This is a genomic window from Nonomuraea roseoviolacea subsp. carminata (assembly GCF_024172185.1).
Taxonomy (GTDB): Bacteria; Actinomycetota; Actinomycetes; order Streptosporangiales; family Streptosporangiaceae; genus Nonomuraea; species Nonomuraea roseoviolacea.
The window spans coordinates 8,136,883-8,159,136 of record NZ_JAMZEC010000001.1; the positions used below are offsets into that span (position 1 = coordinate 8,136,883).

The following is a 22,254-nucleotide window of genomic DNA, read 5'->3' on the forward strand; positions in this document are numbered from 1 at the left end:
GCTCAGCGCGCCGGCGATCCGTGGCGTCCCGTCATCCGGCGGTCAGGCGCCACAGGGAGGTGACCTCCGCGCTTCTCGCGGCGTGGAGCGGGTCGGCGGCGTCCCTCGCCCGCGGATGCCGGGGCCGGGTGTCGATCCTGCCGAGCACACGCAGGCCGGCCGCCGCGATGGCGGCCCGCAGGTCGCCGCGCGTCCGCAGCCCGAGGTGCTCGGCCAGGTCCGACAGGACGAGCCAGCCCTCGCCGCCCGGCCGCAGGTGCCCGGCGAGCCCGTCGAGGAAGTCGCGGAGCATGGCGCCGTCCCGGTCGTAGACGCCCAGTTCGAGGGCCGAGGTCGGCCGGACGGGGAGCCACGGGGGGTTGCACACGACCAGGTCGGCGCGCCCGCCGGGGAACAGGGCCGGGCCGACGACCTCCACCCGCCCGCCCAGCCCCAGGCGGCGGACGTTGTCGCGGGCGCAGGCCAGCGCGCGGGGGCTGATGTCGGTGGCCACGACGCGGCCGGCACCCCGGCGGGCCAGGACGGCCGCGAGCACCCCGGTGCCCGTGCCGAGGTCGAACGCCGTGAGCGCCCCGGCGCGGGACCCGGCCGGCGTGGGCAGCGGAGCCCGCGCGACCAGGTCCACGTACTCTCCGCGGACCGGGGAGAAGACCCCGTAATGCGGATGGACGCGGGCGCCGAGGGCGGGGACCAGCACGCCCTTCCTGCGCCACTCGTGCGCGCCGATCACGCCCAGCAACTCCCGGAGGGGGACGAGCATCGGCTCGCGCGCCGCCCCGTACGCCTCCGCGCAGGCCAGACGCACGTCCGGCGCCCTGCGCAGGCTCAGGGAGCGGTCCTCCTCCAGGAGCACGAGCAGCCGGCCCAGCAGCCGGGCCCGGCGTCCTCGCGCCCGGCGGTGCAGGTGGAACGTCTCGGCGGGGCCGTCACCCGTGCCGGGGGGTACGCGGTCGAGACGCCGGCCCATCGCCTGCAGCAGGTGGCGTCCGTTGGGGAAGTCGCCCCGCCACAGCAGGGCGGTGCCCTCGCGGGCCAGGCGGCAGGCCGTGTCGGCCTTCGTGCGGTCGTCGGCGACGACCACCCGGGCGGGGGGCGGCGTCGCGCTCTCGGAATGCCAGCGGGCGGATCGGGGCGTGCCGGCTTCGGTCCAGTGGACGGTGGCCACCAGATGCTCCTCGTGGTCGGGCGTGCGGATGGGGCACGAGGCGCACGTCGACGAGGAGCGGGCCGGAGGCGTCCGTGCCGTGGCACGGACGCCGGGGAAAGGGCAGGAAGGGCTACCGCTCCCGCGTCGAAGCGCGCGAGGAGCGGTCGCCGAGAACCATGCCGAGTGTCACGGGTCAGCCCTTTCCGAAGACGGACCCCAAGGCTCGCACAGCCCCGCGCCCACCGGCAAACCGGCGCGGCGCGGAGCCCTGGCCGTACGGACGGGACGACGCTCGGCCGCGTCTCCCTCCTGGACTTCGGGGACGATGGGGGCGAGGGTGGAAGGGAGGCCCCCCGTGACACGACGGCGGCCGGCGGCGCGTCCGGCCGCCGGCACCGGACGGGAGGAGCCGACGCCGTGGACATGAGACTCGAGGTCGTGGTGGTCCCGGTGGCCGACGTGGACCGCTCCAAGGAGTTCTACAAGGCGCTCGGGTGGCGCGAGGACGCCGACGTCGCGGGCGGTGACGGCTTCCGGGTGGTGCAGCTCACTCCGCCCGGCTCGGCCTGCTCGGTCATCTTCGGCTCCGGGGTCACCTCGGCGGCGCCCGGCTCGGCGCAGGGCCTGCACCTGGTCGTCGACGACATCGACGCGGCACGGGCCGAGCTCGTCGGGTGCGGGGCGCGGGTGAGCGAGGTGTTCCACGACGCCGGCGGGGTGTTCCACCACGCCGGGACCGACGCGCGGGTGCCGGGTCCCGCGCCGGAGCGCCGCAGCTACGGCTCCTTCGCCTCGTTCAGCGATCCCGACGGCAACGGCTGGCTGCTCCAGGAGGTCACCACCCGCCTGCCGGGCCGGTGACGCCGGGCGGCCGTCCCACCAGGGAGGAGAAGCGAGATGTCAGTGACCTTCGAGTCCGCTGCCGAGCTGGCCGACGCGCTGCGCCGCGCGGAGGCCGCGCACGGCCGGCACGAGCAGGAGCTCGGGCACGCCGACCCGGACTGGCCGGGCTGGTACGCGCGGTACATGGTGGACGAGCAGGGCGGCGACGCGGATCCGGCGGCGAGCGGGTGACGACCGGCGCGCGCCGAGGGCGAGGGGCCGGTGGGAGGGCCGGACCTCTGGGGGCACGGGCCCTCTCCACCGGGGTGGCGGCGCTCGGCGCCGCTCAGCGGTCCACGTGTACCTGGCCGAACTCGACCAGCGGGGTGGCGCCGGCGAAGTTGCGGTCCACCTCGGCCCGCTCGGCCGCGCTCGGGTTCGCGTTCGTGCAGCTCACCGGGGCGCTGGAGCCGGACATCAGGTCGGAGCACAGGCCGGTGCGCCGGTCGGGGAGGCCGAGGATGTGGCCGATCTCGTGGGCGGCGATGCGCACCGGGTTGTAGCCCTGCGAGGTGGCCTGCCGGCCCATCCAGATGGTGCCCCGGCCGAGGCTGGTGGGCAGGGTGCGCGGCCAGCCGTTGTCGGCCGTGACGACGAAGTGGGCGGGGGTGCCGGCCACCAGGCGGACGTTCCCGACGCTGGAGTTCCAGATCTGCGCGGCCTGGTCCACCGCGCCGCGGAACTCGGCCGCCCGGCCGGCGTCGTACCGGAGGACCGTGACCAGGGCCGCGGCCTGCGCGGGCGAGGTGGCCAGCAGGAAGGCGACGGTGAGGACGAAGGAGAGCGCGAGACGGAGGGGTCTTGGCATCGTGTCACCTCGGACAGTGGGGGGTGCTGTCACGGTAGGCGCGCCGGCGCCGCCCGGGGACAAGCCAGTTTTCCTCTATCGCGGTGCTATGGCGGCGCGATGCACGCCGACGCCCGGTCCGGCGTACGCTGCGCTGGTGCACACGGTGGCGATCCTGGCGCTGGAGCGTACGGTGGTCTTCGACATGGCGGTGCCGGTCGAGGTGTTCGGCCGGGTGCGCCTGCCCGGCGGGCGGCGCCCGTACCGGGTGCTGGTGTGCGGGACGGGGCCGCGGGTGCCGACCGAGACCTTCACCATCCACGCCTCCCACGGGCTGGAGGCCCTCGCCGCCGCCGACACGATCATCGTGCCGGGCCGCGAGATCGACGGGCCGCCGCCGCTCGACGTCCTGGAGGCGCTGCGCGACGCGGCCGCCCGCGGCGCGCGCATCGCCTCCATCTGCGGCGGCGCCTTCATCCTCGCGGCCACCGGGCTGCTGGACGGCCTGGCCGCGACCACGCACTGGCTGGCCGCGCCGCGGCTCGCGCGCCTGTTCCCGAAGGTGGAGGTGCGTCCCGACGTGCTGTACGTGGACAACGGGCAGTTCCTCACCTCGGCGGGGGCGTCGGCGGGACTGGACCTGTGCCTGCACATGGTCCGCCGCGACCTGGGCTCGGCCGTGGCGGCCGACGCCGCCCGGATGGCCGTGGCCCCTCTGGAGCGCGAGGGCGGGCAGGCGCAGTACATCGTGCACGAGCAGCCGCCGCTGCCGCGCGGCTCGCTGCTCGAACCGACGCTGGCGTGGATGGAGGAGCATCTGGGCGACGAGCTCACCCTGGAGGTCATGGCCGCCCGCTGCGGCATGAGCGCGCGCACGTTCAGCCGCCGCTTCCGCGAGCAGACCGGCACCACGCCCGTGCAGTGGCTGCTGCGCGCCCGGGTCAGGCGGGCGCAGTACCTGCTGGAGCACACCGACCGCGCCGTGGAGCGGATCGCCGCCGAGGCCGGGTTCGGTTCCGCGACGGCCTTCCGCGAACGCTTCAGGCGCGTCACCGGCACGACCCCGAAGGCGTACCGCGCCGCCTTCCGCGGCACCCGCTAGAGCGGCGGCCCGTCACGACGCCGGCAGCTCGGTGGGAACGGGGCCGGAGGGGGCAGGGCCGGAAGGGACGGGCTGGGAGGGGAAGGGCTCGGCGGGAGCGGGCCGGGAGGGGACGGGCTGGGAGGGGAGGGGCTCGGCGGGAGCGGGCTCGGACCGGGACGGCCGGGGGCGCGGGTCGGCGAGCTCGTGGGCGGTGCGGGCCAGCCAGATCACCATCAGCACGCCCGTGGCCGCCGGTGCGTAGGCGTAGACGCTCGCCACGCCGCCGAGCAGCTCGCCCACCGCCCCGCCGGCGATCGGCGCCACCAGGGCGGCGACGCCGTACCGGAAGGTGGCCGGCCGCCAGCGGCCGTCCCCGCGCTGCGCCCGCAGGATCAGCGCCAGCCAGAGCAGGGCCGCCAGGGCGCAGAGCACGGACAGCACGCGGGGCACCGGCAGGCCGAAAGCGCCGAGCACCTCCAGGACGGCGGTGCCGCCGTAACCCAGCAGGCCCACGGCCCGCGCGAACCCGGCCGGCTGCAGACTGTCTCCCAGCACCGGCTGGAACAGCACCACGGACATCGCCGTCATGAGAGTGGTGAGCACCCCGGCCCACCAGGGCCATACCGGCAGGACAAGGGCGAGCGGCGTGGACGCGGCGCTCGCGTACAGCACCTGTCGCAGCAGCCGCGTGTCGCGGTCGAGCTCGGGCGGCGGTCCCGCCAGCGGGCCGCGCAGGCCCTGCCACAGCCCCTAGGCCCACGCCGCGCCGGCCAGGAGCGGGACGAGCACGTTCGGCGACGTCGCCGTGGCGCCCTCGTCCGCCCCGGCGAGCAAGGTCGGCCACCACAGCGGGCCGAGCTCACCGGTGGCCGGCGCGACCACGGCGGCGGCCACGACGGCGACGGCGTACGCGCCGGTGACGAGCAGGGCGGGAACGCCCGAACGGTATCGACGGAGCACGTGACACTTCCCAGGGGGTGAAGGGGGAGGAAAGCCTCCACCCTAGCGATCATGCACGGCTCGTCAGGGCGTCCACGAGCTCACCGGCTGTCCGCGCGCCGATCCCCGTGCGAGGATGTGCCTCCAGCCGTCCCCCTTGTCCGCGCGGAGCGGAGGCCGATGAGCGACGTCCACGACGAGGTCTACCCCAGGCTTCTCACCCGCGCCCTGCGCGATCCCGAGATCGTCGCCGCGCTGGCCGAGCCCGGCGCCCCTTCCGCCGACGAGCTCAAGCGGACCGCCTTCGAGCATCGCGCGTTCGTCCTCGCTCAGGCCAGGGCCGCGGAGGAGGAGTGGCGGCGGGCCGAGGCCGACCTGCGGGCCACCCGCCGGCGGCGGCGCCTGCGGCGGCTCGCGGCGTGGGTGTCGTGGTGCGTCGCCGTCGTGCTCGTGCTGGCGTCGTTCGTGGCGACGGCCTGGGCCGACAGGCTGCAGGCGGCGTACGGCGAGCACCGCGCCGTCGAGGTCGGCGAGGTGCTGGAGTACGTCCTGTACGCCCTGCTCGGGCTGGCGGTCATCGTCGCGGCGGTCGCCTTCGTCGTCTGGTGGGGGTACCTGGTGATGGCGGAGGCGCCCTCCGACGGCTCGCCGGACGAGATCCGCCGTCTGAAGGTGACGGTCACGACGACGGCGGTGGTGGCGTTCCTCCTTTCCGCGTTCTGGCTGGGCGAGGGCGCGAGCGACATCGTCTGGCAGTTCACCACCGGTCACGTCCCCGGCGACGACGACCGCTACGCCTGGGAGTGGCTGGTCGTCCTCGGCACGCTGGCCGTCTACGGGGCGGCCTGCACGACCGCCCTGGAGGAGCTCCAGCAGCTCGACCGCGACGACGAGGTCACCCGGCTCGCCACCGTCTGGCAGGAGACCCTGCGCGAGAGCCTGCTCGGCTTCCTGCGCGGCGAGATCAGCGGCAAGGTCACCCGCCCGCACGCCGTCAGCCTGAGCATCGGCGCCGCCCCCGGCCTCAGCAACGTGCGCTCGCCCGACGTCCACGTGCGCACCGCGGCGGAGGCCGCGCTGCTGTCGATCGCCGACGCCATGGCCGGCGGCAGCGTGGCGCTGGCCGGCCCGCGCGGGGTGGGCAAGACGGAGCTGCTCAAGGAGCTGTGCAACCCCGCCCGCAAGAACTGGCTGAGCGTGGAGGTCATGGCGCCCGTCGCCTACGACCGCCGCGAGTTCATGCTGCACCTGCTGGAGGTGCTCTGCCGCCGGGTCAGGGCGAGCGGGCTGAAGACGGCCGCGCTGGCCGAGCGGGAGCTGCGGCGCGTGCGCAGCGTGCAGACCCGCTCCAACGAGTCCAACGCGAACCTGGGCTGGAGCGGCTTCGGCGTGTCGATGAAACGCGGCACCAGCCTGGCCCACCAGCCGATGACGTACCCCGAGATCGTGAACGCGCTGCGGACGCTGCTGCGCCGGGTGGCGGCGGAGCTGCACGACGCCCCCGAACGGCGGCGGCTGGTGGTCGGCGTCGACGAGCTCGACCGCATCGCCCCGGCCACCGCGGCGCGCGACTTCCTCAACGAGCTCAAGGCCGTCTTCGACGTGCCGCACTGCCTGTTCGTCCTGTCGGTGTCCGATGAGGCGCTGCGCGAGGCCGATCTGGCCCCGCTCGGCCGCCGCGACGCCTTCGACAGCGCCATCGACGAGGTCGTCCGCGTGGACCCGCTCGACTACGAGACGTCCGTCCGCCTGCTCGACACCCGCGTCGTCGGCCTGCCCGCGCCGTTCTCGGCGCTGTTCCACTGCCTGTCGGGCGGCAGCCCCCGTGACCTGCTGCGCATGGCCCGCGCCGCGATCGCCCGGGTGACGCCCGAACGGCCGTGCCCGCTGTCGGAGGTGACCGCCGCGCTCGTCGGGCGCGAGCTGGAACGGGTCGCCAACAGCGCCGTCCCCGGCGGCCACGGGGAGGAACTGCTGCAGCTCTTCCACGCGCCGCTGGTCGCCGCGCACGGGGGCCTCGGCGAGCTGGCGGCCAACATCACCCGCCAGGCCGCGCTCACGCCCGGCGGCGACAAGCTCGGCGCCACGCTCGCCAACCGCGCCCACCACCTCGACACGATCAGCGGCATCTTCACCGACGACCTGACCGAGGCGGCGGTCACGGCGGCCGCGGACCCGGACTTCCCCGGCTCGTTCGCGGCCCTGGCGCGGGCGCAGCGCGAGATCGGCCGCACCGACGTCCTGGCCCGCTCCAGCCTCCAGCGGATCAGGGCCGCCTGGGGCCTCGCCGCGCTGCCGGAGACCGGCTAGGCCCGGCCGGGGTGCCTTCCGGACAAGGCCGAGGCCGAGGCCGGGAAGCCTTCCGGAGACGTCAGCGGGGCCGGTCCGGGATGCGCACCGTGAGCAGGGCGACGTCGTCGTCGTTGTCGGCGGGGCGTACGCGGTCGATGAGCACGTCGCCCAGCGAGCCGACCGGCCGCTGGGCGAGCGAGGCGGCGTACCGGCTCAGCCGGGCCATCCCCTCGTCCAGCGACCGGGTGGGCGACTCGATCAGGCCGTCGGTGTAGAGCACCAGCGTGGACAGGGGCGGCAGGTCGACGGCGGCGTCGGTGCGGACGGTGGGGATGCCGGTGCCCAGGAGCAGGCCGTGCCCGTCCTCCAGGAAGCGGGTGCGCCCGTCCCGCTCGACCAGCAGCGGCGGCGGGTGGCCCGCGTTGGTCCAGTGCAGCCGCCATACGCCGTCGTCGCGGTGCTCCAGCCGGGCCAGGACGGCGGTGGCCATCGTGGTCTCGGCCATGCGGGCCACCGCCCAGTCGAGCCGGTCCACGATGACGCTGGGCGGCTCCCGCTCCGCGCCCGCGTAGGCGCGCAGCATGTTGCAGACCTGCGCCATGCCGGCCGCGGCGTCCAGGTCGTGGCCGACCACGTCGCCGATCACCAGGGCGGTGGCGCCGTCGGGCAGGACGAAGGAGTCGTACCAGTCGCCGCCGACCTGCGAGGCGCGGGGCGCGGGCCGGTAGGAGGCGCTCATCTGCAGCCCGGGCACCGTCGGGAGCTGGGGGAGCAGGTGGCGCTGCATGGTCTCGGCGACCCGCCGTTGCCGCTCGTACAGGCGGGCGTTGTCCAGCGCCAGGCCCGCCCGGCGGGCGATGTCCTCCACGAGCAGCAGGTCGGCGGTGGTGAACGTGGCCGGCTGACCGGAACGTCCCACCGTCAGGGCGCCGACCACCTCCCGCACGCCGCGCAGCGGGGCGATGCACGCCGAGTGCATGCCCGTCGCCCGGAACAGCTCCTGCTGGATGACCGCGATGCCGGAGTCGGGCGGCCCCTGGTAGGTCTGCGGGCTCACGAGCGTGGCGGTGACCCCGCGCAGGGCCCGCGACAGGGGCATCGGCGACTCCTGGGGGACGGGCGGCATCGGCCCCTCCAGGTCGTCCCGGTACGTCACGAGACCGCCCTCGTGGTGCGCGACGGTGGCGCGCGCCACCCCGCCCTCCTCCGTGAGCAGGTCGACCACCGCCCAGTCCCCGAGCAGCGGCAGGACCAGGTGCACGAGCTGGCGCAGCGTCTCCTCGACGTCCAGGCTGGCGGTGAGCGTCGCGGTCGTCTCCGCGAGCAGGGCCAGCCGGTCAAGCTGCGACATCGAGGCCGTGGCGCCGGCGGCCTCGTGCGGGGGCGGCGCGGAGGCGGGCGTCTCGTGGAAGAGCACCAGCGCTCCCGTCTCTCCCGAGTCGAGCCGGCAGGGGGTGACCATCCAGGCGACCCGCATCAGCAGGCCGTCGCCGCGCTCGAACCACTCGCCCTCGCCCTGGGCGCTGCCGCCGCTGATGAGGGGCTGGCGCATCGCGCAGCGGCTGCGCGGCAGGGCCTCGCCGTACCTGCCGCGGTGCAGCAGGTCGTGGGCGTCGCGGCCGAGCAGGTCCGCGGTGGGGCGCTGCAGCAGGCGTTCGGCCTGGTCGCTGACCTCCACGATCCGACCGCGCTCGTCCACCACGTAGGCCCCGGCGTGGGCGAGGTCGGGCAGCCGGCGCAGGCGCCTGTCCTGCGCCGTCCAGGACGGCGCGGTGTCGTCGGGCACGTTCATGGACGCCGCTCCTTCCTCTGCCGCCGGTGACCGTATCGCCACAGGCAGCCTAGAGGAACGCCGCTTATGCCCGGCAAGCGTGGTCGGTCGGGAACGCGACGCCGGGCATGGGCCGGCCCCGGCCGCTGGGCGACCGGGGCCGGGTGAGCCGGAGGTCAGTCGGCGCAGATGGCGAAGACGCTGATGCCGACGTCGCTGTAGCCGTCCTGGCGGCCGAGGGCGATCCAGCCGTGGCCGTCATCGGTGGGGAACGACCCGACCAGGATCGCCCGGTTGCCGCGGGCCTCGGCGCCGCCGCCGAGGACCTTCTTACTGCCGGGGCAGTAGAGCGTGCGGCGCTGGAAGTTGGGGACGTTGGCGTTGGGCAGGGTGACGAGCTGGTAGCCGGGTGGCAGAGCCGATGGGCGGGCGGCCGCCGCGACCGGAGCCGAGGTCTGGCTGGCCATGGCGGTCGTCGTCAGGCAGGCCCCCGCCGCGAGGACGGTGAGGGGGAGGGCCAGGAACCACTTCGACTGCATCGTTCTCCTTCTGTGCTGTCCCCTGACGGCCACGGCCCCGGGCAGCGCGGCACGCCGGCGAATGCGCGCACTGGGGGTGACGGTGTGATCGCAGGGGGCAAAGGGCTGACACGATGAGTATCGGTTCTGTCACGGACCGTGTCTATGCGTAATTGTGTTCGGGTGACCTTGAGGCGGGTGGCCGACACGGCCGGCGTGACCGCCATGGCCGTCCACAAGCACTACGCGAACCGCCAGGCGCTGCTGGACGACGTGGCCGAGCGCGCCTTCCGGCGGCTGGGGGAGAGCCGGGGCCAGCGCGCCGAGGGCGCCGACGGGGAGAGCCGGGTGTTCGGGCTGCTGGAGGACTTCCTGGACTTCGCCCTGGGCGGCCCGCATCTCTACACGTTCCTGATGACCGAGCCCAGGGAGCGGACCCGGCGCTTTCCCGACGACTTCGCCGGCGACGCCTCTCCGGCGTTCACGCACCTGGTGGTGCCGTGTCCGGGCACGTACCAGGCGGGAGCGGGGCCGAGCTCGGAGACGGCACCACCTGGGTCGTCGCGGTGCACGGGCAGAACGGCAGGCGCACGGCCGAGCTGAAGGTCCTGTCGGGGGTGCGGGAGCTCGGGCTGCCGTTCCTGGTCATCTCCTACCGCAACGACGAGGGCGCTCCGCGTTCACCGGACGGGCTGATCCACCTCGGGGCCGACGAGTGGCGCGACCTGGAGGCGTCCGTACGGGCGACCCAGGGCATGGGGGCCAGGCGTTTCGTCCTGTAGGGCACGTCCATGGGCGGGGCGGTCATCGGCCGGTTCCTGACGCGCTCTCCGCTGGCCGGGACGGTGGACCGGGTCGTGCTGGACGCCCCCATGATCGACGCCGGCGTGACGAGCGACCAGGGCGCGCGCAAGCACGGCATGCCGGTGTTCTTCGGCCGGCTCTCGGCCCGCGTCGCCGCGTGGCGCACCGGCGTGGACCTCGACCGGCTCAGCCTCATCCGCCACCCGCCCGCGGTGCCTTCGTGGTGGACGGGCGCGGGACGAACGCGGGAGACTGCCTCAATGGCTGCTGAGTATGCCCAGAGTGACCAGTTCCGCGGTGCCCGCATTCATTTGTGCGACCTTGCCGGTCTGGAGATCCGCGATTGCGAGGTCAGCGGTCTGAAGATCGTCGACTGCTATGGGAGCGACGTTTACCTCGGTGGCGACTTCGAGCGTCTCGTCGTCAACGACGTCGACGTGACCGCGTACGTCGAGGCTGAGCTCGACCGGCAGCACCCCACTCGGGTGCTGGCGCGTGACGCCACGTCCCCCGACGATTACCGGGCTGCTTGGGAAGCCATCGAGACGGTGTGGGCGGAGACACTCGACCGCGCTAGGCTGCTGCCCGAGGCCAAGCTGCACGAGCAGGTCAACGGCGAGTGGTCGTTGGTCGAGACCCAACGGCACCTGCTGTTCGCCGGCGATGCCTGGCTCGGCAATGCCGTGCTGGAGGAGGAAGCGCCGTACCACCCGTTGGGCTTCCCTGCCGGCGGGATGCCGCCCGACGCGACGGCGAAGCTCGGTCTCACCCTCGAAGCCACCCCGACGCTCGACGAGGTGCTCGCGCCCCGGCTCGCCCGGATGGCCACGATGCGGCGTGCCGTCGATGGGCTCACTGAGGCCGAGCTCGACCGGGTATGCGGTCGCAAGCCCGCGGACCCGTATCCCGACCAGGAGTACGTCGTGCGCCGCTGCCTCAAGGTGGTGCTGAAGGAAGAGGCCGAGCATCACCGTTATGCGGTGCGCGACCTCGCCGTGCTCGAGGTCGGTGCCTGAATTGGCGCTGACCCGGCTTCTGCCGCGCTACCGCCACTGATCGTTCCATCCCTCCTCCAGGGCCAGGAAGCGCGTGGTGGCGGAGTCCAGGAGGGCGCCGAACTTTGCCGGGGTGGTGATCTGCGGGCATTCGATGGCGATCTCATCGTTGGTCAGGGCATCAAGGTCTGCCCAGCCGCCGCGGTACAGAACGATCTGCACCTCGGCCCATTCGTCGGCGCCACGGACACGCACGCCGATCGAGTCAGGGTCGGCAACGGGAGCGCGGTCGGTCTCCAACGGTTGAGGCCAGGGTGCGCTCTCATCGCGCCAGGTGATCGGTCCAGGGCTGAGCCCTCGCGCGGTCCAGGCAGGGAGGCGTGCAGTGATCTCGGCGGCGGCCTGATCCAGGTCGATGACGTGGTCCATGAAGAGATCTTCGCCTGTGACGCTATCTCGCGCCTCGCTCGCCCGGGCGGTCGACGTCCGGCCGTCAACAGAGTGAGGCGCGGCGACGCCTCGCCGGGCGTCAGGGCTTGCCGAGCCCCCGCGCCAGGGCCGTGGCGGTCCTGGCGATGGTCTTCTCGTCGATGGGCAGGCCGGGGGTGCGGTTGGTGTATACGGCCATCACGATCGGGGCCGCGTCCTGGCCGGGCCAGATGACGGCGATGGCGTTGCCGCCGCCGAATCCGTCGGAGTTGGTGCCGGTGCGGTCGGCGATCGTCCACGTTTTGGGCAGGCCGGCCCGGATGCGGTTGCTGCCGGTCTTGTTGGCCAGCAGCCAGGCGACGAACTGCTTGCGGTCCTCGGGGTGCAGGGCGTCGCCGAGCGCGAGCAGCCGCAGGTCGGCGGCGATGGCCGCGGGGGTGGTGGTGTCGCGCCGGTCCTTGGGGGTCCAGTCGTTGAGCGCGGGGTGCCAGCGGTCCATGCGCGAGACCGGGTCCTTCAGCGAGCGGAAGTACCTGGTCAGGCCGGCGGGGCCGCCGATCTGCCTGAGCAGCAGGTTGGAGGCGGTGCCGTCGCTGACGCTGGTGGCCGCCTCGCAGAGCTGGGCGACGGTCAGGCCGTCCTCGACGTGCTTCTCGGTGACCGGCGAGCCGGGCGTCAGGTCGTCGGTGGTCCACTTGATCAGCTTGCCCATCAGGCCGGGCTCGGCGGTGCGGGCCTTGTGCAGCACGGCGGCGCAGAGCGGCGCCTTGAACGTGGACAGCAGCGCGAAGCGCTCACCCGCCCGATAGGTGAGGGTCTTACCCGTGGCCGTGTCCACCGCGTACGCGCCGATGCGGCCCTGGAAGGCCGACTCCAGCGCGCGCAGTTCCTTGCGCACCTGGGCCTCGCCCGGAGCCGTCGCGACGACGGCCGGCGCGGCGGCCAGTGCGCCGGCCGGTGCGGCGGCGGCCGTGCCGGGCGTGGCCCCCGACAGGAGGGAGATCGCCAGGACGGCCGCGGGCAGCGCCGCGGCGGCGCGCCGGAGCCGGCGGGACTCGCGTGGCTCCGAGGACTCGGGAAATCGCATGTCGCATCCTCTGCTGATGATCGGTCAGAGGGCAGGAGCAAAACAGATGCGATCACGCGATGTCCAATACCAGTATCGAACCCGGACCCATATCGGCTCCCGTATCACCGCTGGTCGGAGACCTGCTCTCCCACCCGGCCGACGGCGGCGGCGGACACCGCTCCGAGCACCGCGAGAGCGACCAGGGCGACGGAGGCGGCGCCCGCGTCGAAGAGCCGCCCGACCAGCAGGCCGCCCGCGAACGCCACCGTCCCCGCCAGGAAGTTGACCACGCCGATGGCCGCACCGACCCGCTCGCGGGGAGCGCGACCGGCGATCGTGTGGAAGGTCCCCGTCTGCGTCAGCCCCGTGCCGAGCCCGTTGAGCACGGCCGCGGCCACCAGCACGGCCCCCTGCCGGTCCGCCGCGAGAGGCAGCGCGGCCACCAGCGGATAGCTCAGCCCGGCGCAGAGCAGCCCGGCGCGCAGCACCCAGGGCCGTCCCCCTCGCTCGCGCCGGGACAGGAACGGCTGCACGCCGGCCGCGCCGGCCGCCCCCACGCAGAAGAACAACGTGGCCTGGCCGGAGTCCGCGACGCTGAGCGGCACCACGGTCGTGACCTGGGTGGCCAGCAGGGTGCTCGGCGCGGTGACGGCGGCGAAGCGCGCGAACGCCCGGTCGCGCACGACGTCCGCCACGCCCCGCACCAGCGCGCGGGGATCGACGGGCCCGGCGCTTCGGCCGGCCCCGAGCAGCAGGCCGAACAGCACGGCCGCGACCGCCCACGCGCCCGCGGCCACGGCCGCCAGCAGCCCGAAACCCCCCGCCAGCAGCGCCAGCCCCGCCGGAGGACCCGCCACCGCCGCGATCTGACCGGACACCACGTAGATCCCGAAGCCCCCGGACCTGCTCGCGGACGGCAGCCGGGCGAGCAGCGACTGGGCGCAAGGATGCAGCAGCGCCCCGCCCACGGCGAGCGCCATCGCCGAGCCGAGGAGCGTGCCCACGTCCTGGGCGACCGCGAGCAGGCCGAACGCGACCGTCCTCAGCCCGCAGGCCAGCATCCCGGCCCGCCGCGGCCCGAGCCGGTCCACCAGCGGACCGAACGGCAGGAACAGCGCGTACTGCACCGCGACCCGCAGGCCGAGCACCAGCGCGATCGTCCCCGCGGCCAGGCCCACGCCGTCGCGCAGGTGCGCCACCAGGTGGGCCATCACCGCGTAGTAGCCGAGCGCGGCGGCCAGTTGCATGCACACGACGACCGCGACCGCACGACGCCCCGAGACGGACTCCGCGTCGGGAGACGTGGACGTACGGAGCAAGGTCACCAGCCGGGGGAGAGGGAGTCCCCAGATGATAGCCGTCGCCGGTCCACCCGCTGACCGGTCCGCCCGCGGTTGCGCTCACCCGCTCCTGAGCCGGGGAGTGATCAGAGCCGCTGGTGGTACGCCGACAGCGCGGGAGCGGTCTTGGTGGCGAGGAACTCGGTGATCTCGTGGGTGGCGACGCCCTCCACGGCGAACGGGTCCTCGGCCACGATCGCGTCCAGCTCCTCGCGCGACACGCCGGCGGCCAGGACGACCCCGCCCGTGCGCGGCACCTTGCGCCCCGATGCCAGGAACACGCCCGCCGCGTAGTTGCGGTCCAGCCACTCCACGTGGGCGGACATGAGCGCGTCGATCCGCTCCAGCGGCGAGGTGTAGTGCACCGAGACCACGAACATGACCCGAGCCTAGCTCGGCGTGCCCGGGCCGGTCACGACGCTCCCGCGGTGACCGCCCGGCGGTGGGACCCCGCGGTCACGGCGGACTCCTCGGGACGGGGCTCGTGCTCGACGTCGGAGCACTTCCCCTGGCAGAAACCCTGGGAGACGATCAGCCGAGCGCGGGCCGGCGTGTAGGCGGCGGGGTCCGCGGCGGCGATCACACCCTGGCACTTCGGGCAGATGAGCGACTGATCGGCTGTCATGAGAGCCCCTCCACGAGCCGTGTGAGCGATGAACGCCGACACCTATCCCGTGAGGCGACTTTCACACCTCCCGCAGCGCAAGAACCCGTTTGTCACCCAAGATCGGACCCCGGCGGGGTCGGCCCTGGCGTGCAGAACCCTACGGCGTGAGGACGATCTTCCCGGCCACCGTGCCCGACTCGGCCAGCCGCATGGCGTCGGCGACGCGGGCGAGCGGCAGCTCGGCGGCGATCCGCGCGGTGACGTCGCCGCGCCGCAGCGCCGCGAAGACCTGGGTGAGGTCGGCGCGCAGCCGCGCACGGAACGCGTTCCTGGCCAGGGCCCGCCCCGCCCAGACGTTGAAGAAGTACGCGCGGCGGCGGTTGGGCAGCGCGTTCCACAGCCACACCCGGGCCAGCAGCTTGAGCACGGGCCACTGCTTGGACCCGTCGTCGTCACGGGTGGAGGCGCTGCCGTACGAGACCAGCGTGCCGCCGGGCGCGAGCAGGCGCCAGGAGGCGACGATGCCGCGCCCGCCGACGTGGTCGAAGACGGCGTCCACCCCGCCGGGGGCCAGCTCGCGGACGCGCGCGGCGACGTCGGCGCGGTAGTCGACCGGGACGACGCCGCGCCGCCGCAGGGTGTCGTGGTGGCGCGCCGACGCGGTGCCGATCACCTTCACGCCCGCGGCCAGCGCCAGGTCGGCCAGGACGGAGCCCACGCCGCCGTTGGCGCCGTGCACCAGGATCGTCCGCCCCGCGCGGACCCGTGCCTTGCGGTGCAGCATCTGCCAGGCGGTGACGCCGTTGACCACCATGGTCTCCGCCTGCGCGGCGCTGATCCCCTCCGGCACCTCGACCACGTCCGCCGCCTCGACGACCACGTGGCTGGCCCAGCCGCCGACCTTGACCAGCGCGGCCACCCGGGTGCCGGCCAGCCCGGGATCGACGCCGTCACCGGTCGCGAGCACCGTGCCGACCACGTCGTAGCCGGGCACGAACGGGAACGGGGGCTGGTCGTAGTACCGGCCGCGGCGCATCTGCTGCTCGGCGAAGGAGACGCCGGTCGCCTCCATCCGGATGACGACCTGGCCGGGGCCCGCGGCCGGGACGGCTCCGTGCCTGATCAGCAATCCTTCCGGCTCCACCTTGCCGGGCAGGACGACCTCGACGAGCTCTGCGGCGTTCATGGCGACCTCCATGGGTCTGTTAGTAGCTCTCGCTTTAGTTAGAAGTTGTAACTCAAGGAACGGACGGCCGTCAAGCGCGGACGACCCACGGCACACTCCGGAACATCCGGAAGGTCTCGTTCGTCCTTCGAGATGTGACGAGCACCCCGGATCTCGACGAGCGGCTGCGCGAGGCGGCCGCCCGCACGCACCGCGCCGACCACCTGCGGCGGCTGTGTGAGGCCACGGCGGAGCAGATCCGGCAGGCCCGGGACACGCTCGCGGAGCTCGAACGGGAGCTGGCCCGGGAGGAGCACGACGTCTCCCGCCTGGAAGGCGGGCTGTCCGCCGCCCTGGCCCGTCTGCTCGGCAACCGCGAGGAGCGGCTGGCCCGCGAGCGCGCCGAGGCGGCCGCCGCCGGGCAGCGCGTCGAGGGCCACCGCGCCCGCCTGGCCCAGCTCGAGGCGGACGCCCGTGCGGCCGAGACCGAGCTGGCCGGACTGGCGAGCGCCCCCGAGGAGTACGCGCGGTTACTGGCCGAGAAGGAGCGGCTCCTCGTCAACGGCGGCGATCCCCGCGCCAGGGAGCTGGCCGACATCGACGCCGCGCTCCGCCGCGTGGCGGCGGACACCCGCGAGCACACCGAGGCCCACCGCGCCGGCCGGGCCGCGCAGGACGCCCTCGGCACGGTGCTGCGCCACCTCACCTCGGCCCGGAGCGCCTCCACCTGGGACCTGTTCGGCGGCGGCCTGATCGCCGACAGCATCGAGCACGACCGGCTGCGCACCGCCGACCAGGCCGCCTGGCACGCCCAGCGCGCCCTGGACGTCTTCTCCCGGGAGCTGGCCGACGTCGGCTTCGCCGCGCAGCCCCGCCTGCCCAAGGTCGACACGCGGTGGTTCGTCGACACCTTCTTCGACAACATCATCACCGACGCGATCAAGCATCAGCGCATCGAGAACACCCGCGCCGAGGTCGAGAAGACGGCCCGCTGGGTCCACGACATGAGCACGCTCATGAACAACCGCTGCGCGCAGTTGCTGGCCGAGCGCGGACGGCTGCTGGCCCGGCGCGAGCGGCTGCTTCGTGACTGACCCGGCCGGAGTCTCCTCACCCCACTTGTGAAGATCGGCATCGATGGGTGATCATGAACCCTCGTGACGAAAAAGATCCTTTCCAGCGTGGCCGGCATCGCCCTGGGGGCCACCGCCCTCATCGGTGTCACCGCGTCCCCCGCGGCCGCGATCAGCGGCTGCTCCAAGACCGCGAGCACCGACCACTCGGTGAGCGTGAAGTGCACCAGCGGGCTTGAGACCTACTTCCGGGTCTACGGCTACTTCTGCTCCACCTCGTCCTGCTCGTACATCCCGGGTGGCCTGGCCCCCAAGGGCGGTACGAGCAAGGCGTCCAGCGGCGCCTACTACAGCGGCAAGTGGTACGTGAAGGGCTGCTACGTGACCGACGGCTGCTGAGCCGTCCGGGCCTGGACTCCCTCTGGGGTCCAGGCCCTCATGCTTTCCGGAACACTGTTCCGACTACTGCGGTACGCGCATTCCCGCGATGAGGAGCTCGACCAGGCGGCGCGCGTCGTAGCGGGGGTCGTTGTCCGCGCCGATGCAGAGGTTGCCGACGCCGCGCATGAGCTCGTAGGCGTCCAGGCCGGACCGGATCTCGCCGGCGGCGGCCGCGGCGTCGAGCAGCCGGGCGCACACGGGCACGAGCCGGTCGAGGAAGTAGGCGTGCAGCGCGTCGAAGCCCGCCTCGTCGGACCGCAGCACCGCGGCCAGCCCGTGCTTGGTGACCAGGAAGTCGACGAACAGGTTGATCCAGCGGCCCAGCGCGGCGTGCGGAGTCGTGCTCGCCAGCAGGGCCGGACCCGCCTCGGCGCACGCCTCGACCTGATGCCGGTAGACGGCGATGATGAGCTCAGCCCGCGTCGGGAAGTGGCGGTAGATCGTGGCCACCCCGACGCCCGCCCGGGCCGCGATGTCGCGCACCGGCGCCTCCACTCCTGAGGTCACGAAGACCGCGGCGGCGGCGTCGAGCAGCGTCCGCTCGTTGCGCCGGGCGTCGGCCCGCTTGCGCGGCGCCGCACCTCCTGTGGCCTCGTGGCTGCCGTTCACCGTGCCGTCCTCTCCGTAGCCGGGCTTGCCAACCGGAACCGTGTTCCGTATCTTACGGAACACGGTTCCGGTTTCTCATGATGCCAGAGCAACCGCCCGAGCCGCCACGATCGCCTCGCAGTGGAGGAACACCCTCATGCAGTACCGCACCTTGGGCCGCACCGGCGTGCACGTCAGCTCCCTCGCGCTCGGCGCGATGAACTTCGGCGCCATCGGACGCACCACCCAGGACGAGGCCACGGCCATCGTCGACGCCGCCCTGGAGGCGGGCGTCAACCTCATCGACACCGCCGACATGTACGGCCAGGGCGACTCGGAGGAGATGGTCGGCAAGGCCATCGCCGGCCGCCGCGACGACATCGTGCTGGCCACGAAGGCCGGCATGCCGATGGGCGACGAGCGCAACCATCAGGGCGGTTCGCGCCGCTGGCTGCTCACCGCGCTGGACGACAGCCTGCGCCGCCTCGGCGTCGACCACGTCGACCTCTACCAGATCCACCGCTGGGACCCGAGCACCGGTGACGAGGAGACGCTGTCGGCCCTCACCGACCTGCAGCGCGCGGGGAAGATCCGCTACTTCGGCTCCTCGACGTTCCCGGCCTACCGGATCGTCCAGGCCCAGTGGGCCGCCCAGAGCCACCACCTGAGCCGCTACGTCACCGAGCAGCCCAGCTACTCGATCCTGCAGCGCGGGATCGAGGCCCACGTCCTGCCCGTGACCGAGCAGTACGGGCTCGGCGTGCTCGCGTGGAGCCCGCTGGCCTCGGGCTGGCTGTCAGGCGCGATCCGCGAGGGCCGGGACATCACCACCCATCGCTCGACGATCCTGCCGCAGCGCTTCGACCTCTCCCTGCCGGCCAACCGCGCCCGGCTGGACGCGGTCGAGCGGCTGGCGAAGGTCGCCGACGAGGCCGGCCTGACGATGATCCAGCTCGCGCTCGGCTTCGTGACCGCGCACCCCGCCGTGACCAGCGCGATCATCGGCCCGCGCACGCTCGACCACCTGCGCGCCCAGCTCGCCGCCGCGGACACGGTGCTCTCCGCCGACGTCCTCGACGCCGTGGACGCGATCGTCGCGCCGGGCGTGGACCTCGCCGCGCACGAGAAGTTCGATACCCCGCCCGCCCTGCTCGACCCGTCGCTGCGCCGCCGCTGAACGACCGCCGCGATCGCGTCCGTCGCGACGTCCACGCACCGGAAAGTGGCTGAGAAATTTCTCGGAGATCGTGTCGATTCCGCCGGCCCCCGATCGACGCGTAGGCGAAAGGGCAGGTGAGGAAGCCTGTCCGCGTCACACGGAGGAACCGACATGCAGAAGATCACCACCTACCTGTGGTTCGACCACCAGGCGGAGGAGGCCGCGGAGTTCTACACCTCCCTGTTCGCCGGCTCGCGCGTCCTGGACGTCGTGCGCCACGGCGAGGGCGGCCCCGCCATGATGGTGACGTTCGAGCTGGCGGGCCAGCGCTTCCTCGCGCTCAACGGCGGGCCGGAGTTCCGCTTCACCGAGGCGATCTCGCTGTACGTCGACTGCGAGTCGCAGGAGGAGGTGGACGACCTGTGGGCCAGGCTCACGGCGGACGGCGGCGAGGAGTCGCGGTGCGGCTGGCTCAAGGACAGGTACGGCCTGTCCTGGCAGATCATCCCCAGGCGGCTCGCCGAGCTCATGAGCCACCCGGACCCGGCCACGGCGCGGCGGGTGGCGGCCGCCATGCGGACCATGAACAGGATCGACGTGGCGGAGCTGGAGAAGGCCGCGGCCGGATGAGCCCGCCCGGCCGTGGGTCGCCGCACCAAGTCCGGTGCGGCGACCCACGGCCGCCCCGCTGGGCACGTCACAGAGCGGCGAGGTCGACGGCTTCGGCGATCGCGCGGTAGCCGGCGTCGTTGAGGTGGATGCCGTCTCCCGAGTCGTAGTCCGCCCGCAGGGCGTCGGGGTCGCCGGGCTCCCTGACCACGGCGTCGAAGTCGAGGACGTGGTCGTAGACGCCGCCGGTGCGGATCCACGCGTTGACCTCCTCGCGCACGGCCTCCGCAGCCGGGCTGTAGGCGAGCGCGGCGTTCTTCATGGGCATGACGGTGGCGCCGACGACCTTGACGCCCCTGGCGTGGGCGGCCTGGACGAGCCGACGGTGGCCGTCGATGAGCCGCTCGGCGGACGCCTGGTGGGGCTTGTTCCATTCGGCCAGGTCGTTGACGCCGTCCATGACGATGACGGTGCGGACGCCGGGCCGGTCGAGGACGTCGCGCCGGAAGCGGGCGAGACCGTTCTCGCCGTACTCGGGGGAGTCGGTCAGCAGGCGGTTGCCGCCGATGCCGGCGTTGACCACCGCAAGGGGACGGCCGAGGCCGGCCAGACGTTCGGCGAGCCGGTCGGGGTAACGGCGGTCGGCGCCGACGGTGGAGCCGACGCCGTCGGTGAGGGAGTCGCCGAAGGCGACCACGGTGCCGGCCCCGCGCGGGGAGGCGACCTCGACGCCGGTCAGGTAGTACCAGGAGTTCGTGGTGGCGGTGAACGCGTCGCCGCCGGTGTCGGCCAGGTGGTCGCCGCCGGCCCGGTAGGAGGTGGCCTGCGCGAAGTGGTGGAAGGTGGCCGCGCCCGTGGGCCGGGTGAAGCGCAGGGTCACCGCCAGCTTGCCGAGGGCGCGGACCGGCAGGGGGACCGGGTCGCTGAGGAGTTCGCGGCCCGGCAGGACGACGGTCGCCTCACGGCCGGCGAAGGTCAGGGGACGCGGCCGGCTCGTGGCCGCCCCCTGGAGGGCCGGGGCGATCGCGGCTCCGTCGACGGCCAGCGGGGCGGTGCCGTACACGTTGGAGAGCCTGACCCGCACGGAGGCCCCGCCGGTGCCGACCCGGACGACCTGGCGGAGGGTCTCGGCGCCCTGGCGGGCGAAGCCCTCCCGCGACCAGTTGGGGCCGTACCAGGACGTGCTCGCGGTGGCCGGCTGGGCGGCGGTTCCCCAGGCCGCCGCCCACCGCCGGGGCGCGGCCTCGGCGGGGGCGGCGGCCAGGGTCAGGGCGAGTGCGGCGGCAAGGACGGGGACGGTGAGGTTGCGCATGACGGACGCTGTCACTTTCGGGAACGCTCGCGGACGGTGGGTCAGACGGTCTTGACGGCCGACAGGTCGAACTCGAGCGTGATCTTCTCGGAGATCATCACGCCGCCCGTCTCCAGGACCGCGTTGTAGGTCATGCCGAAGTCCCTGCGGTTGATCACGGTGCCGCCCTCGAAGCCGACCCGGGTCATGCCCTGGGCGTCGACCGCGGTGCCGGTGTGGTCGAGGGAGACGGTGACCCGCCGGGTCACGCCGCGGATGGTCAGCTCGCCGGTGACCTCGAAGGTGTCGCCGCCGACGTGCTCGACGTCGGTGGACTCGAAGGTGATGTACGGGTGGGCTGCGGCGTCCAGGAAGTCGCCGGTGCGCAGGTGGTCGTCGCGCGTCTGGTTGCCGGTCTGGATGCCGGCCACGTCGAGGACCACGCGGACCTTGGAGGCGGCCGGGTCGGCGGCGTCGAGGGAGGCGGTGGCCTCGTGGACCGGGATGCTCCCGCGGACCTTGGTGACCATCGCGTGGCGGGCGGTGAAGCCGAACCGGCTGTGCGCCGGGTCGATGGCGTACGTGCCGGTGAGGTCGCTGGGGTACATGCCGAGCTCCTATTAGTTCAGCGCTGGAAGATTGAGCACGACAGTACACAGCGATATTTCAGTACGCAACTTTCCAGTACGATGACGTCCGTGACCCGATGGCTCGACGACGACGAACAGCACGCCTGGCGCACCTTCGGCCTGGCCACCCGCCTGCTGACCGACCGCCTCGAACGCGACCTGCTGACCGCGGCCGACATGCCCCCCACCTACTACGAGCTCCTGGTCCTGCTGTCGGAGGCGCCGGAGCGCACCCTGCGCATGAGCGAGCTGGCGACCTGGACCAACTCCAAGCCCAGCCGCATCACGCACGCGATCAACAAGCTCGAACAGAAGGGCTGGGTGCGCAGGGAGCACTGTGCCGACGACCGGCGCGGGTGGCTCACCGTGCTCACCGACGACGGCCTGGCCGCGCTCCGGGCCGCCGCGCCGCGCCACGTGGCCAGCGTCCGCGAGCACCTGATCGACCTGCTCACCCCCGAGCAGCTCCGGCAGCTCGCGGACATCAGCCAGGCCCTCCTCGACCACCTGACCGGACCGGCGGCGAAGGCCGGGGACTAGGAGGGCGACTCCCAGGGCCTCGGGGCGCTGCGCCGGGCGGGCCTGGTGGTGACGCGCCGGGCGGTGTCGCCGGACGGCATGATCGCAGGTCGGCA

Annotated in this window: 27 protein-coding genes; 12 read left to right on the plus strand and 15 right to left on the minus strand. The window is 73.6% G+C overall.

Annotated features, from left to right (window positions below; genetic code table 11):
• Positions 1 to 31 precede the first annotated feature (31 nt).
• Positions 32 to 1,165 carry a methyltransferase gene (locus HD595_RS47000; protein ID WP_253777705.1) on the minus strand — a complete coding sequence of 378 codons (1,134 nt, stop codon included), beginning with the start codon at positions 1,163 to 1,165 and terminating at the stop codon, positions 32 to 34.
• 405 nt (positions 1,166 to 1,570) lie between these two features.
• Here HD595_RS47000 and HD595_RS37695 point away from each other — a divergent pair, with 405 nt between their 5' ends.
• The gene (locus HD595_RS37695; RefSeq protein ID WP_253781437.1) at positions 1,571 to 2,008 is read left to right on the plus strand and encodes a VOC family protein; all 438 of its coding nucleotides are present in this window, start codon (positions 1,571 to 1,573) and stop codon (positions 2,006 to 2,008) included.
• 36 nt (positions 2,009 to 2,044) lie between these two features.
• The gene (locus tag HD595_RS37700; protein ID WP_253777707.1) at positions 2,045 to 2,221 is read left to right on the plus strand and encodes a hypothetical protein; all 177 of its coding nucleotides are present in this window, start codon (positions 2,045 to 2,047) and stop codon (positions 2,219 to 2,221) included.
• Between the two features lie 94 nt (positions 2,222 to 2,315).
• On the opposite strand, the gene HD595_RS37705 is transcribed toward HD595_RS37700, so the two are convergent.
• A complete protein-coding gene (locus tag HD595_RS37705; protein ID WP_253777709.1) occupies positions 2,316 to 2,837 on the minus strand; it encodes a snapalysin family zinc-dependent metalloprotease in 522 nt (173 codons plus the stop codon).
• Positions 2,838 to 2,973: 136 nt separating this feature from the next.
• Between HD595_RS37705 and HD595_RS37710 the strand changes: the two genes are divergently transcribed.
• Positions 2,974 to 3,918, plus strand: coding sequence for a GlxA family transcriptional regulator (locus tag HD595_RS37710; protein WP_253777711.1), 945 nt, complete (start codon positions 2,974 to 2,976; stop codon positions 3,916 to 3,918).
• A 12-nt stretch (positions 3,919 to 3,930) separates the two neighbouring features.
• Here the strand turns inward: HD595_RS37710 and HD595_RS37715 are convergent, their stop codons facing one another.
• Both HD595_RS37715 and HD595_RS37720 read right to left on the minus strand, forming a co-directional pair.
• The gene (locus HD595_RS37715) at positions 3,931 to 4,572 is read right to left on the minus strand and encodes a hypothetical protein (RefSeq protein ID WP_253777713.1); all 642 of its coding nucleotides are present in this window, start codon (positions 4,570 to 4,572) and stop codon (positions 3,931 to 3,933) included.
• A gap of 78 nt (positions 4,573 to 4,650) precedes the next feature.
• Positions 4,651 to 4,860 carry a hypothetical protein gene (locus HD595_RS37720; protein WP_253777715.1) on the minus strand — a complete coding sequence of 70 codons (210 nt, stop codon included), beginning with the start codon at positions 4,858 to 4,860 and terminating at the stop codon, positions 4,651 to 4,653.
• Between the two features lie 159 nt (positions 4,861 to 5,019).
• On the opposite strand from HD595_RS37720, the gene HD595_RS37725 reads away from it, so the two are divergent.
• Positions 5,020 to 7,149 (plus strand): AAA family ATPase, encoded by a 2,130-nt coding sequence (locus tag HD595_RS37725; protein WP_253777717.1) that lies wholly within the window; start codon positions 5,020 to 5,022, stop codon positions 7,147 to 7,149.
• Positions 7,150 to 7,210: 61 nt separating this feature from the next.
• Here the strand turns inward: HD595_RS37725 and HD595_RS37730 are convergent, their stop codons facing one another.
• Both HD595_RS37730 and HD595_RS37735 read right to left on the minus strand, forming a co-directional pair.
• Positions 7,211 to 8,923 carry a SpoIIE family protein phosphatase gene (locus HD595_RS37730; RefSeq protein ID WP_253777719.1) on the minus strand — a complete coding sequence of 571 codons (1,713 nt, stop codon included), beginning with the start codon at positions 8,921 to 8,923 and terminating at the stop codon, positions 7,211 to 7,213.
• Between the two features lie 155 nt (positions 8,924 to 9,078).
• A complete protein-coding gene (locus tag HD595_RS37735; protein ID WP_253777721.1) occupies positions 9,079 to 9,441 on the minus strand; it encodes a hypothetical protein in 363 nt (120 codons plus the stop codon).
• 162 nt (positions 9,442 to 9,603) lie between these two features.
• Between HD595_RS37735 and HD595_RS37740 the strand changes: the two genes are divergently transcribed.
• The 3 genes from HD595_RS37740 to HD595_RS37750 are packed head-to-tail and all read left to right on the plus strand — an operon-like array spanning position 9,604 to position 11,240.
• On the plus strand, positions 9,604 to 10,023 hold the full coding sequence (locus HD595_RS37740) for a TetR/AcrR family transcriptional regulator (protein WP_253777723.1): 420 nt from the start codon (positions 9,604 to 9,606) through the stop codon (positions 10,021 to 10,023).
• Positions 9,987 to 10,202, plus strand: coding sequence for a hypothetical protein (locus HD595_RS37745; RefSeq protein ID WP_253777725.1), 216 nt, complete (start codon positions 9,987 to 9,989; stop codon positions 10,200 to 10,202). The genes HD595_RS37740 and HD595_RS37745 overlap by 37 nt, the downstream gene beginning before the upstream one ends.
• 9 nt (positions 10,203 to 10,211) lie before the next feature.
• Positions 10,212 to 11,240: a DinB family protein gene (locus HD595_RS37750; protein WP_253777727.1), complete on the plus strand. Its 1,029-nt coding sequence runs from the start codon at positions 10,212 to 10,214 to the stop codon at positions 11,238 to 11,240.
• Between the two features lie 27 nt (positions 11,241 to 11,267).
• Here HD595_RS37750 and HD595_RS37755 read toward each other — a convergent pair whose 3' ends face one another.
• The 6 genes from HD595_RS37755 to HD595_RS37780 all read right to left on the minus strand — a co-directional run bounded on the left by HD595_RS37755 (position 11,268) and on the right by HD595_RS37780 (position 15,850).
• The gene (locus HD595_RS37755; RefSeq protein WP_253777729.1) at positions 11,268 to 11,648 is read right to left on the minus strand and encodes a hypothetical protein; all 381 of its coding nucleotides are present in this window, start codon (positions 11,646 to 11,648) and stop codon (positions 11,268 to 11,270) included.
• A gap of 100 nt (positions 11,649 to 11,748) precedes the next feature.
• A complete protein-coding gene (bla, locus tag HD595_RS37760) occupies positions 11,749 to 12,735 on the minus strand; it encodes a class A beta-lactamase (RefSeq protein WP_253777731.1) in 987 nt (328 codons plus the stop codon).
• Positions 12,736 to 12,839: 104 nt separating this feature from the next.
• Complete coding sequence (locus HD595_RS37765) at positions 12,840 to 14,042, minus strand: MFS transporter (RefSeq protein ID WP_253777733.1); 1,203 nt, start codon at positions 14,040 to 14,042, stop codon at positions 12,840 to 12,842.
• A 101-nt stretch (positions 14,043 to 14,143) separates the two neighbouring features.
• Entirely contained in the window at positions 14,144 to 14,437 is a 294-nt protein-coding gene (locus HD595_RS37770; RefSeq protein ID WP_253777735.1) for a YciI family protein, read from the minus strand.
• Positions 14,438 to 14,469: 32 nt separating this feature from the next.
• Positions 14,470 to 14,682 (minus strand): hypothetical protein, encoded by a 213-nt coding sequence (locus HD595_RS37775; RefSeq protein ID WP_253777736.1) that lies wholly within the window; start codon positions 14,680 to 14,682, stop codon positions 14,470 to 14,472.
• A 139-nt stretch (positions 14,683 to 14,821) separates the two neighbouring features.
• Positions 14,822 to 15,850 (minus strand): medium chain dehydrogenase/reductase family protein, encoded by a 1,029-nt coding sequence (locus HD595_RS37780; RefSeq protein ID WP_253777738.1) that lies wholly within the window; start codon positions 15,848 to 15,850, stop codon positions 14,822 to 14,824.
• A 134-nt stretch (positions 15,851 to 15,984) separates the two neighbouring features.
• Here HD595_RS37780 and HD595_RS37785 point away from each other — a divergent pair, with 134 nt between their 5' ends.
• Positions 15,985 to 16,923 carry a hypothetical protein gene (locus HD595_RS37785; protein WP_253777740.1) on the plus strand — a complete coding sequence of 313 codons (939 nt, stop codon included), beginning with the start codon at positions 15,985 to 15,987 and terminating at the stop codon, positions 16,921 to 16,923.
• Positions 16,924 to 16,986: 63 nt separating this feature from the next.
• Positions 16,987 to 17,301 (plus strand): hypothetical protein, encoded by a 315-nt coding sequence (locus HD595_RS37790; protein WP_253777741.1) that lies wholly within the window; start codon positions 16,987 to 16,989, stop codon positions 17,299 to 17,301.
• Positions 17,302 to 17,364: 63 nt separating this feature from the next.
• Here HD595_RS37790 and HD595_RS37795 read toward each other — a convergent pair whose 3' ends face one another.
• Entirely contained in the window at positions 17,365 to 17,952 is a 588-nt protein-coding gene (locus tag HD595_RS37795) for a TetR/AcrR family transcriptional regulator (RefSeq protein ID WP_253777743.1), read from the minus strand.
• 136 nt (positions 17,953 to 18,088) lie between these two features.
• Between HD595_RS37795 and HD595_RS37800 the strand changes: the two genes are divergently transcribed.
• Both HD595_RS37800 and HD595_RS37805 read left to right on the plus strand, forming a co-directional pair.
• Positions 18,089 to 19,108: an aldo/keto reductase gene (locus HD595_RS37800; protein WP_253777744.1), complete on the plus strand. Its 1,020-nt coding sequence runs from the start codon at positions 18,089 to 18,091 to the stop codon at positions 19,106 to 19,108.
• A 153-nt stretch (positions 19,109 to 19,261) separates the two neighbouring features.
• Positions 19,262 to 19,720, plus strand: coding sequence for a VOC family protein (locus HD595_RS37805; RefSeq protein ID WP_253777746.1), 459 nt, complete (start codon positions 19,262 to 19,264; stop codon positions 19,718 to 19,720).
• 67 nt (positions 19,721 to 19,787) lie between these two features.
• On the opposite strand, the gene HD595_RS37810 is transcribed toward HD595_RS37805, so the two are convergent.
• Together HD595_RS37810 and HD595_RS37815 are read right to left on the minus strand one after the other, a co-directional pair.
• Complete coding sequence (locus HD595_RS37810) at positions 19,788 to 21,026, minus strand: SGNH/GDSL hydrolase family protein (protein ID WP_253777748.1); 1,239 nt, start codon at positions 21,024 to 21,026, stop codon at positions 19,788 to 19,790.
• Positions 21,027 to 21,052: 26 nt separating this feature from the next.
• Positions 21,053 to 21,598 (minus strand): YceI family protein, encoded by a 546-nt coding sequence (locus HD595_RS37815; RefSeq protein ID WP_253777750.1) that lies wholly within the window; start codon positions 21,596 to 21,598, stop codon positions 21,053 to 21,055.
• A gap of 90 nt (positions 21,599 to 21,688) precedes the next feature.
• On the opposite strand from HD595_RS37815, the gene HD595_RS37820 reads away from it, so the two are divergent.
• Positions 21,689 to 22,159 (plus strand): MarR family winged helix-turn-helix transcriptional regulator, encoded by a 471-nt coding sequence (locus tag HD595_RS37820; protein ID WP_253777752.1) that lies wholly within the window; start codon positions 21,689 to 21,691, stop codon positions 22,157 to 22,159.
• Positions 22,160 to 22,254 lie beyond the last annotated feature (95 nt).

Bases quoted from the DNA above. Each gene is read 5' to 3' on its own strand.
- HD595_RS37695 (WP_253781437.1), top strand. From the start codon at position 1,571: ATGAGACTCGAGGTCGTGGTGGTCCCGGTGGCCGACGTGGACCGCTCC.
- HD595_RS37700 (WP_253777707.1), top strand. From the start codon at position 2,045: ATGTCAGTGACCTTCGAGTCCGCTGCCGAGCTGGCCGACGCGCTGCGC.
- HD595_RS37705 (WP_253777709.1), bottom strand. From the start codon at position 2,837: ATGCCAAGACCCCTCCGTCTCGCGCTCTCCTTCGTCCTCACCGTCGCC.
- HD595_RS37725 (WP_253777717.1), top strand. From the start codon at position 5,020: ATGAGCGACGTCCACGACGAGGTCTACCCCAGGCTTCTCACCCGCGCC.
- HD595_RS37730 (WP_253777719.1), bottom strand. From the start codon at position 8,923: ATGAACGTGCCCGACGACACCGCGCCGTCCTGGACGGCGCAGGACAGG.
- HD595_RS37735 (WP_253777721.1), bottom strand. From the start codon at position 9,441: ATGCAGTCGAAGTGGTTCCTGGCCCTCCCCCTCACCGTCCTCGCGGCG.
- HD595_RS37750 (WP_253777727.1), top strand. From the start codon at position 10,212: ATGGGCGGGGCGGTCATCGGCCGGTTCCTGACGCGCTCTCCGCTGGCC.
- HD595_RS37755 (WP_253777729.1), bottom strand. From the start codon at position 11,648: ATGGACCACGTCATCGACCTGGATCAGGCCGCCGCCGAGATCACTGCA.
- bla (WP_253777731.1), bottom strand. From the start codon at position 12,735: ATGCGATTTCCCGAGTCCTCGGAGCCACGCGAGTCCCGCCGGCTCCGG.
- HD595_RS37770 (WP_253777735.1), bottom strand. From the start codon at position 14,437: ATGTTCGTGGTCTCGGTGCACTACACCTCGCCGCTGGAGCGGATCGAC.
- HD595_RS37775 (WP_253777736.1), bottom strand. From the start codon at position 14,682: ATGACAGCCGATCAGTCGCTCATCTGCCCGAAGTGCCAGGGTGTGATC.
- HD595_RS37780 (WP_253777738.1), bottom strand. From the start codon at position 15,850: ATGAACGCCGCAGAGCTCGTCGAGGTCGTCCTGCCCGGCAAGGTGGAG.
- HD595_RS37800 (WP_253777744.1), top strand. From the start codon at position 18,089: ATGCAGTACCGCACCTTGGGCCGCACCGGCGTGCACGTCAGCTCCCTC.
- HD595_RS37805 (WP_253777746.1), top strand. From the start codon at position 19,262: ATGCAGAAGATCACCACCTACCTGTGGTTCGACCACCAGGCGGAGGAG.
- HD595_RS37815 (WP_253777750.1), bottom strand. From the start codon at position 21,598: ATGTACCCCAGCGACCTCACCGGCACGTACGCCATCGACCCGGCGCAC.